At 62.9% G+C, this 7,946-nt stretch carries 7 protein-coding genes and 1 tRNA gene; 2 read left to right on the forward strand and 6 right to left on the reverse strand.

Translation table 11 applies throughout. From position 1 onward, the window contains the following. Positions 1-450: 450 nt before the first annotated feature. On the forward strand, positions 451-921 hold the full coding sequence (locus HUV06_RS13015; protein ID WP_174301688.1) for a hypothetical protein: 471 nt from the start codon (positions 451-453) through the stop codon (positions 919-921). Between the two features lie 756 nt (positions 922-1,677). Here HUV06_RS13015 and HUV06_RS13020 read toward each other — a convergent pair. Beyond that, positions 1,678-2,460, reverse strand: coding sequence for a hypothetical protein (locus tag HUV06_RS13020; RefSeq protein WP_174301689.1), 783 nt, complete (start codon positions 2,458-2,460; stop codon positions 1,678-1,680). 244 nt (positions 2,461-2,704) lie between these two features. Further along, entirely contained in the window at positions 2,705-3,079 is a 375-nt protein-coding gene (locus tag HUV06_RS13025; protein ID WP_174301690.1) for a hypothetical protein, read from the reverse strand. Positions 3,080-3,545: 466 nt separating this feature from the next. Here HUV06_RS13025 and HUV06_RS13030 point away from each other — a divergent pair, with 466 nt between their 5' ends. Then, a complete protein-coding gene (locus HUV06_RS13030; protein WP_174301691.1) occupies positions 3,546-4,349 on the forward strand; it encodes a hypothetical protein in 804 nt (267 codons plus the stop codon). A 406-nt stretch (positions 4,350-4,755) separates the two neighbouring features. Here HUV06_RS13030 and HUV06_RS13035 read toward each other — a convergent pair whose 3' ends face one another. The 4 genes from HUV06_RS13035 to HUV06_RS13050 form a co-directional block, all read right to left on the reverse strand. Beyond that, positions 4,756-5,937 (reverse strand): phosphoserine transaminase, encoded by a 1,182-nt coding sequence (locus HUV06_RS13035; protein WP_174301692.1) that lies wholly within the window; start codon positions 5,935-5,937, stop codon positions 4,756-4,758. A 25-nt stretch (positions 5,938-5,962) separates the two neighbouring features. Further along, positions 5,963-6,046, reverse strand: a tRNA-Leu gene (locus HUV06_RS13040). Positions 6,047-6,095: 49 nt separating this feature from the next. Then, positions 6,096-6,887 carry a phosphoadenylyl-sulfate reductase gene (locus tag HUV06_RS13045; protein ID WP_174301693.1) on the reverse strand — a complete coding sequence of 264 codons (792 nt, stop codon included), beginning with the start codon at positions 6,885-6,887 and terminating at the stop codon, positions 6,096-6,098. A gap of 150 nt (positions 6,888-7,037) precedes the next feature. Beyond that, positions 7,038-7,946: ABC transporter substrate-binding protein (locus HUV06_RS13050; protein ID WP_174301694.1), on the reverse strand; the 909-nt coding region annotated here is incomplete at its 5' end.

Genomic DNA, 7,946 nt, shown 5'->3' on the forward strand with positions numbered 1-7,946 from the left:
GGGCGAAGGGGGTCGTTGGAGGGGTGTGACGCCAGGGGTGATCGGTGCGGGACGTGACGGGGGAGCGTTGGGTCGGGTCGGTCGGCATGGCTAGTGGTCGGGCGGCGGCTGGGCGGTCCTTCTCCAGAGGGCGGAGTCATCATGACCGAGGGGTGGATGCGGTCGGACTCAGTGCGGGCGTTTCGGGGGGAGTTTGGCATCGAGTAGGCGGCGGAACGGTGTGAGGGAGCGGATATGGGTCTCCTGGCTGCCACTGACGGCTTTGCATTCAATCCGGACCTTCAGCCGGTTCGAACGGTCTCCCGAGAGCGGACATGGAAAGCAGCCTTAAACTATGGCTGAGCCGACCTGTCAGACAGGTCCCGCGACACTTAAGTACGAGCCAGCGATTTGCTGTTCGAGTCGATGACAACTGATGCACTGTAAGCGATCAGCTAGGAGTAAGAGCTGATGGGCGTGCCACTATGGGTTACTGAGACGGCTGCTATGGGTGGCCTTGCGCTGGGAATTTACGGTGCCTTCCTGTCAACATCGAACTGGTTGGGGACCAGACGTCGAGACGAACAGGCTCGTGACAATGCTACCGTCAAGCTACAGGTCTCGTGCGGTTCCGACTGGAAAACCGTTGAATTGGAGATAATTCACTATATTACTGTGACTGTGAGGAACATCGGTCTGATTAGTACTGTCATAGACGTCATTGCATTGGAAACAACAACCCCAAAAAAAGTCACTGCTTCGCATAACGTCAAGAACAGGCAAATCGATCCCGGGTTCTCGTTCACTGAGGCTTTCGAGCGCGAAAATTTCTATCGTCTCATTGCCGGTGATACTAATGGTCATATCGTGGCTAGGGCTACTACGACAACCGGCCTGTCGTTCTATAACGAGGAAGGCGCTAGCATGAAAGTCGATCGATAGATGGATATCAAGGACGCAATCACTATCGGCACCGGAGTGTGGGGAGCCATACTCGGTACTATGGCCTCCTTATTGTCAATTTATAATTGGTGGCACGCAAGGCTCCAGGAGCGCCGGCTACTCACCGTTATCATACGCGCTGAGGCTAGGCTCCGAGGTACGATATTTTTACCCTGTATCGTAGTATCTACGGTCAACACCGGCACGCGAGTATCATACATTTCCAACCTTGATTTAGCTTTCAACAACACTCTGATCAAAAAACTTCCAGCTCATATAAACAACATCCCATCTACTGCTTTGGAAGCAGGAGCTAGCACGGAACATATATTTGATTGGGAGTCTCTCGCAAACCCTATTGGTATCAACAGCTATAGGCTTCTAGAAAACACGGGGACCATGCAGGCATTTGTGACTTTTGAACACCGGCGAACGTTTTGCGTCTCCGATTGCCAATGCTCGGATGAAAAACACTATAAGCAATGCGAACATCGAGAATATGAAGTTACAAGAGCAATTTAGGGAAATGAATTCCTAGATCTAGATCTAGACGTTTAGCCTGTCTCACGACCTCCGCTGCCACAATAAGATTGATGGGGAAATTGACTTGATGCATCCGGGATATAGACGGTGCCCGACTCCGATACATGTTCGCTTCTCGCGGCTTAAAGTACCGAAGCGGACGATCCGCTTCCAGCCAGAATTTGGTCGCAGGTGATGGTCGTAGCCCAAGGAGAGCGGCAGCTCCGAATTTTATCAGGGCTCGTCCGGGGCATACCGGCGGACAAATTTGTTGGTCGGTCCTAAACGCTTATGCCACTTGCTCGGGCGCTCTACTCTTACTCCATGTTCTCCGCTTTGCTGGGGAAAAGAGGCTTTCAGGTTAGTGGTCTGCCTGAGAAGAAGTAATATACCGATTATAGTCATGCCTACGATCGCCACCACGTAAGTCTTCGCGCCGTCAGGCATTCGATCCGGTGCAGGAACCCACTTGGGCAGACTGAACCGACCATAAGCTTGCCCTGTGTATAGCAAAACAACAATCCAAAATCCGATGAAGCAAATTCCAAGGGTTTGATTAAGCCGACTTACCGAATAGGCGACATCGCCATTGTCAAGCCAGACCGTCTTGTGCAACCGGCCCTCTACCTTGTCTTCCAACATATCAATATGGCGCTCCCAGTTAGTTTGCCAGAACTTTGAGCCCTTGGCTGAAAGCGCATTGGCCATAGCCGTCAGACAACCGAGTGCAGCGAGAGCAACGGTAATCGGGTGCCAGGGGCCAGCTGCGCCGTCCTTCCAAAACAGACCGAATGCCGCAAAAATTGCGATCTGAAAGCCCCAAAAGTAAGTTCCTCTCTTCCAGTAATGCTCGATCTCAAACGCTCGAAGCTCATAAGCTCGATCAAGAGCTTTCCTTGTTAAAGATAGCGCGGGCCGTTCCGGCTTCTCGGTAATTTCAACATCGACGACCGACCTCTCCGCAGGCTCATCTGACAGGCCAACAGTTTTGAAATACCATTCACGTAGCTCACTCACGGCCGATCACTCCCCTCTGCCAATCGTTTGCTCATAAGACTAGCTGATGTACGTCCATTCATAAAGGGATCAGGACAACGACGTATCGCTTCTCGATACGACAGCTCTCCACGCCGAGGCTGCTGTCGACTTGGCCACGGTGGCCTAATGTCGGCTTCTTGCGGATTTCGTCTGGAAACGGGCTGTCCGGTATCGGCCAATTTCGCTGGGCTTCGACCAACCAAGAAGGGCTAGAACGATGGCGTTATTTTGCGGTAGCTGATTGATGTAGGATGACTTCCTCGCAGCCCTTCCGGTTGTTGAGCTGACAGGCTTCGCGGGCGCTCTCGATCATCGCGCGCACGTCCGGGGTGGTTGGGAATGCGGCCAGCAGGGATGGGGTGCAAGGGCTGCCGGTGGCGGCGGCGTCCATGCGGGTGGAGAGCTCAATCGAGGCGTGGCCCATGAAGTATTCGGAGTAGTGCTGGGCGAGCTTTGTCAGGATCGTGCAATAGTCGGCATATCTTGAGCGGTGCACCATCATGTCGCGCCGCAGCTTTTCGCTGGCGGCCTGCTCCGGCAGTTGGCGTGTGTGGGGCAGATCGGTGCCGGGACCAACGTCGCGGCGTTCGATGATCATGAAGGCTCTGGTGATGTCGCGGAGGACCGCGCAGTCCTCGGTCCCGCAACCGCCTCGCGTGCGGTTGGCCTCGTTCACCTCCTCCGAGGTGCTTGGGCCGTTTAGGATGTCGTCGTAGGCGTGCAGGGCGGCATGGGCTGACCCGGACGCCGCGGCGACTGCCAACATCAGGATGATGACGATCCTAGTGGACATGACGGGTGCCGATGGCCCTGTGGAACTTGAATATCCCTTCCCGGACGTAAGTGCTCAGCCGTGACACCTTGACGGTTATCAGCCGACTTGCTGCGGTAGAGAGATAGACTACCGCCTACCGCCGAGTTCGACCCGAAGTTGACACCAAGAAGTTTAGCCTGCTGCACCGTCCATGACAGAGGAACATGATACGATGTCAAGCAGAGAAGGGCAAACCTGGGTTTGGCATGACACATGCTGGAGCAGCTAACGCAGCATGCGGGAGAATCACATGGCGGATGGTCTTAGGATCACGGGAAACGATCGTCGGTTCTTCCTCGTGACACTTGGGCTGATCTTCCTGGCTCACGCGACTGCATACCTTACTCACGAGTATTCGCACGCCACCACGGCCTGGCTGCTCGGATGGATGGGGAGCCCGGTCGGGATCGATTACGGCCGGGCGACCGTCGCAAACGTCCTCTTGCAGCAAGACGTCGGCGACGGGGTGGACTACGCGCCTATCTTCGCAAGTGGGCATGGTCTGAACGCGTCGTTGATCGCCTTTGATGGACCAGGAGTCGGCAACGGCGTGCTCTACGGCATGTGCTTCTTGGCGCTCGGCCGTACGTCCGTCCGAGCACGACTGAAAGTGGCGATGTTCCTGTTCTGGCTGGCGTTGATGAACGCTGGAAACGTCTGGAGCTACGCGCCCATGCGAACGGTCACCACGCACGCGGACATGGCGCTGGTGGCGCGCGGTCTCGGGATCTCGACATGGCTTCTACTTCCGATCGTCACAGTACCGTCGCTGCTGATCCTGTGGAGCTTCTTCTTCCGGTTGCTGCCGCTCGTACGCCGTACGATCTTTGCGCGGGGTCCGGCGGCCGACGTGTTCGTGACGTTGATGAGCTGCTACTTCTACTTCGTATTTTTCGGTAACGATGGTCTCGACTTCTCATATGGCGAGACGTGCGCGCTTCTCTCGATCGCCTCCGCGTTCATCGTCTTTCCTCTCATGACGATGTTTTGTCTCCAGGCGGCTCCGAGGAGCCAGTCGACGATCGCCACAGGCACGGCAGGTCCATTGGCGTGACACCTTGGTGAAGTCCGCTCAGCACCAAATGCGTATGTCAGGTCCGCGGCATCCGTGGCATCAGCTCGTCAACGCGGTAGTCCGAATGTCCTTCAATTATGCAGGTCAACGTGTCGTGCAGCCAGATACATGGCTCGATGCCGTTCGAGCTTGGTGGCCTCCACCAGCGATGCGACGATTGCCCAGCGGTCGGTGCTCCCTTCAACGCGCCTGATACTCGAACCTGCGGACCTCCAGCTGACCCACAGCCTGTGTGGCTGGCGGCGGGTACAGGCGACAGGACCCGGGATCGCATTGACGCCGATCCTGCTTAGGAGCGTGCCCAGGCGCCCACGCCCTCCGGAACGTCCTGCACGGAGTGCAGCAGTACCGGCCCTATCTTGTCCGGGCGGGGTTCGGGGCGGCTTCAGGAGCTGAAGGCGCGTTGGGTTTCGTGGGCGGCCCAGTCGAGCCAGGGGAGGACGGCTTCGATGTCGGCGGTGGTGACGGTGGCGCCGCCCCAGAGGCGGAGGCCGGGGGGGGCGTCGCGGTAGCTGGCGACGTCGAGGGCGGCGCGTTCGGCGTGGAGCAGCGTGGCGAGGTGTTTGGCGGCTTCGGGTTGGCGGGCGGGGGTCAGGGCGCGGAACCAGTCGGGGGTCAGGGTCAGGCAGATGGCGGTGCTGGAGCGGGTGGCGGGGTCGGGGGCGAGGAAGGAGGCCCAGTCGGAGCGGGCTTGCCAGGCGGCGACGGCGGCGAGGTTGGCGCGGGTGCGGGCGATCAGGGTGGGCAGGCCGCCGATGCGTTCGGCCCAGCGCAGGCCGTCCAGCGCGTCCTCGACGCAGAGCATCGACGGGGTGTTGATGGTGTCGCCCTGGAAGATGCCCTCGATCAGGCGGCGGCCCCCGTCGGCGCCCGGGGCGGTCAGGCGGAACAGCTTGGGCAGCGGCCGGGGGGGCGGGGTGCGCTCCAGACGCTCCACCGCGCGGGGGGACAGGGCCAACATGCCGTGCGCGGCCTCGCCGCCCAGCACCTTCTGCCAGGACCAGGTGACGACATCGAGCCGGTCCCAGGGCAGGTCCATGGCGAAGGCGGCGGAGGTGGCGTCGCAGATCGCCAGCCCGTCATGGACGGGGGGGATGGCGGCGGGGCCCGGCAGGCAGACGCCGGAGGTGGTGCCGTTCCAGGCGAACACCACGTCGCGCGACCAGTCGATGGCGTCGAGGTCGGGCAGCGCGCCGTATCGGGCCTCCAGCACGCGGGCGTCGTGCAGGGCGAGCTGGGCGACGACGTCGTTGGCCCAGGCGGCGGTGAAGGTGTCGAACGACAGCACGTCGACCGGGCGGCTGCCGAGCAGCGACCACATCGCCAGCTCCACCGCGCCGGTGTCGGAGCCGGGGACGATGCCGAGGCGCCAGTCGTCCGGCAGGCCGAGCAGCGCGCGGGAGCGGTCGATCACCTCGCGCAGCCTGGCGCGTCCCTCCGACGAGCGATGGCTGCGGCCGAGCAGCGCGCCGGACAGCGCGTCGAGGCTCCAGCCGGGGCGCTTGGCGCAGGGGCCGGAGGAGAAGCACGGGTTGGCGGGCCGGAGCGACGGCCGGTCGATCGACATGGATGCGGGCCTGGGGACAGGTGGCTGGTGCGAGAGGGGGGATTCGAACCCCCATGCCCTGCGGCGGTCGATTTTGAGTCGACTACGTCTACCGTTCCGTCACTCTCGCGCCCTTCGCTGATTACCAGCAGCCCCGGGCGCCGGCAAACCCTGGATACTCAAGGCTCCGCCTTGAGCGGGTCCAGGGCAGAGCCCTGGCCTTGCCGATGAATGCCGCACTCGACCTTGCCCGACCCGGACCAGCGTCCGGCCCGCGCATCCTCGCCGGCGCCGACCGAGCGGGTGCAGACCGAGCAGCCGATCGAGGCGTAGCCGCGCTCGACCAGCGGATGCGGCGGCAGGCGGCGCAGCGTCCGTTCGGCCCGCATGCGCGCGCCGTCCCAGTCGGCGATCGGGTTCAGCTTGATCCGGCCGCGGTCCAGCTCGACGAACGGCAGGGCGGCGCGGGTGGAGGCCTGGAACCGCTTGCGGCCGCTGATCCAGCCCTGGAACGGCGCCAGGGCCGTCTCCAGCGGCTGCACCTTGCGGAGCGCGCAGCAGGCGTCGGGGTCGAAGTGCCAGAGCTCGCCGGTCGGGTCGCGATCGGCCACCGCAGCGGGCGGAGGGGCGACGTCGCGCACGTCGAGGAGGCCGAGATGCTCCGCCAGCTCCTGGCGGTAGGCCAGGGTTTCGGGGAAGTGCTTGCCGGTCTCGAGGAACACCACCGGGGTCGACGGATCGATGGCGGCGATCACCGAGAGCAGGACGGCGGATTCGGCGCCGAACGAGGAGACGGCGGCGATGCGGCCGGGCAGCAGGTCGCGGAGCGCGTGCCCCAGGAGCTCGCGGCCGTCGGCGCCGGCGCGTTCCAGCGCTTGCAGGTGCCGGTAGGCGTAGGCGGCGTCGGTTGGCGCGTGGCCGTCCGCCGATGTTTCACGGTGTTCGAAGTGGATATCGGGGAGAAGGTCCATGGAACTGTGGAACTCGATGGTGCACTACCCAATATATACCGCTGCGGAGTGGTTGAAAGGGCGATCAGGATCAACAGAGCTGGATTGTGTTTATGGGGCGGCTCTGCCGCAACCACGCTCCGGGTGCACGCGATCGGGCGGTCGGGGATCCTAGCCGTGCAGGACGTTGGCGCAGAAGCGGCGCGCCAGGGCGGCGGAATCCAGCTCGTCGCCGGCGAGGCCGATCAGCTTCAGCTCGTCGATGTACTGCGCGATCTGCTCGCGGAGGTCGGAGCCGATCGGATGGACCGTGTGGCCCTCGGCGTGCAGCATGCGCTCGATCTGGGCCTGGTCCATGTCCGGCAGCTGGTCGGCGAGCACGCTGGCGGCGGCGTCGGGATGCCGGGCGACGCTTTCGGCCGCCTCGCGGAAGGCCAGCACCAGGGCCACCGCCGCCGCCGGATCGGCCCGCAGCACGTCGCCGCGCAGGCCCAGCACGCGGCTGACGCGGGTGCCGTAGCTGCCGGTCATGCTGCTGGCGAGCTCGGTCAGGCGCAGGGCTTCGCGCACCTGCCAGATGACCGGATCGTGTCCCGCCACCGCCTGCACCCGGTGCCCGGCGAGGGCGTCGGCGAATTGGTCAGGGGCGAGCGGCACCCAGGTCACGTCGTGGTTCGGATCCATGCCCTTGCGGCGCATCATGATCGAGAAGAACAGCCGGTCGGCGCCCGGATAGGCGTCGGTCGAGGTGTCGGCGATGCCGATCGCCCGGCGGTGCAGGTCCTCGATCCGCTTGATCGGCGACCGGGCGGCCACCAGCAGCCGGGCGCTGCCGCTCTGCAGGCCGCCGATCAGCCGCGCGTCGAGCCCGGCCATCAGCCGCGGCAGCCAGGAGAGCGCCGGGGCCACCACCGCCTCGGCGCCGTCCGGATGCAGCCGGTCGATCGCCTGCTGGCCGGAGGCGGGGCCGCCCTGCACCGTCACGTCGAGGTTGTAGCGGGCGAACACGCCCTGGCGCTGGGCCACGATCAGCACCGGATCGTGCGCCGGGTGCGGGCAGGCCAGGGTCAGCCGGCGGTA

It is taken from the genome of Caulobacter sp. S45, from assembly GCF_903642205.1.
Classification (GTDB): Bacteria; Pseudomonadota; Alphaproteobacteria; order Caulobacterales; family Caulobacteraceae; genus CAHJWH01.

Coding starts and splice junctions, on each gene's coding strand:
- HUV06_RS13015 (WP_174301688.1), top strand. CDS start 451: ATGGGCGTGCCACTATGGGTTACTGAGACGGCTGCTATGGGTGGCCTT.
- HUV06_RS13025 (WP_174301690.1), bottom strand. CDS start 3,079: ATGATCATCGAACGCCGCGACGTTGGTCCCGGCACCGATCTGCCCCAC.
- HUV06_RS13030 (WP_174301691.1), top strand. CDS start 3,546: ATGGCGGATGGTCTTAGGATCACGGGAAACGATCGTCGGTTCTTCCTC.
- HUV06_RS13035 (WP_174301692.1), bottom strand. CDS start 5,937: ATGTCGATCGACCGGCCGTCGCTCCGGCCCGCCAACCCGTGCTTCTCC.
- HUV06_RS13045 (WP_174301693.1), bottom strand. CDS start 6,887: ATGGACCTTCTCCCCGATATCCACTTCGAACACCGTGAAACATCGGCG.